This window comes from Lactococcus ileimucosae (genome assembly GCF_943193185.1).
Lineage (GTDB): Bacteria > Bacillota > Bacilli > Lactobacillales > Streptococcaceae > Lactococcus > Lactococcus ileimucosae.
Genome location: NZ_CALPDE010000056.1, coordinates 1 through 1,261, shown reverse-complemented (window position 1 = coordinate 1,261; position 1,261 = coordinate 1). Strand labels below are relative to the sequence as shown.

The following is a 1,261-nucleotide window of genomic DNA, read 5'->3' as shown; positions in this document are numbered from 1 at the left end:
TCCCCTGCACATTGCGCTGTGCCACGGCTGCGACGATACCGCACATACTCCACTCTCCTGAAGGCGCCAAGCGCCTGTATCACCGGTGTTTAGTTTGCTTTTTTGGTGGGGCGCGGCCAGTCGGCCTTTTCCAACTGGCGGCTGCGGGTCACTGCCAGGGCGTGCTCCGCCACGTCCTTGGCGATGGTGGAGCCCGCCCCCACGGTGGCCCCCTGACCAATCGAAACAGGGGCAACCAGCGCGCTGTTGGAGCCAATGAAGGCGTGGTCGCCAATCTGCGTGCGATGCTTGTTGACGCCATCGTAGTTGCAGGTAATGGTGCCTGCCCCAACGTTCACCTCGCGCCCCAGGGTGGCATCGCCCACATAGCTCAGGTGGTTGATCTTGCTGCCTTCGCCGACCTCGGCGTTCTTGGTCTCCACGAAGTTGCCCACTTTCGCCTTGACCGCCAGACGCGTGCCGGGGCGAAGACGAGCGTAGGGCCCAATCTGATTATGGCCAGCGGCCACCGTGGAGTCGATGACGCTGTGGCTATCGATGACGCTTTCAGCACCGAGGGTGCTGTTCTTGATCACGCAATAAGGGCCAACGCGCACGCCTTCGCCCAGCTCCACGTTCCCTTCGAAGACGCAGCCCACGTCGATGAACACATCGTGGCCACAGGTTAGCGTGCCGCGTACATCGATTCTCGCCGGGTCTGCCAGGGCAACGCCCTGAGCCATCAACGCTTCCGCCGTCTGCTGCTGGTAAGCACGCTCCAGACGGGCCATCTGCGCACGGTTGTTGACCCCTTCCACCTCGGTAGCATCGTGGGGCTGCGCCGTGGCCACCTTGATACCTTCGCTGGCAGCCATGGCGATGACGTCGGTCAGATAGTACTCACCCTGGGCATTCTCTGCCGAGAGCTGGGGCAACCAGCGCTTCAGTTGAGCGCTGGTCATGGCCATGATGCCGGTATTGCACTCGGTGATGCTCAGTTGCTCGTCGTTGGCATCTTTTTGCTCGACAATCGCCACGGCCTGCCCGTCACTATCGCGCACGATGCGCCCGTAACCGCCAGGGTCGTCCAGCGTGACCGTCAACAGGCCCATATGCTGCTCATCCACCTGAGTCAGCAGGTTGGCCAACGTGTCACGGCGAATCAGCGGCACATCGCCGTAAAGCACCAGCACGATGCCGTTGCCCAGACGAGCCAGGGCCTGGGCCACGGCATGGCCCGTCCCCTTTTGCTCTTCCTGCAGCGCAAACAGAACGTCATGCT

Annotated in this window: 1 protein-coding gene; it reads right to left on the bottom strand. The window is 62.3% G+C overall.

Annotation, left to right across the window (positions count from 1 at the left end):
• Nucleotides 1-89: 89 nt before the first annotated feature.
• On the bottom strand, nucleotides 90-1,261 hold a 1,172-nt coding region (gene glmU / locus NFR51_RS10995), incomplete at its 5' end, for a bifunctional UDP-N-acetylglucosamine diphosphorylase/glucosamine-1-phosphate N-acetyltransferase GlmU (RefSeq protein WP_251713620.1).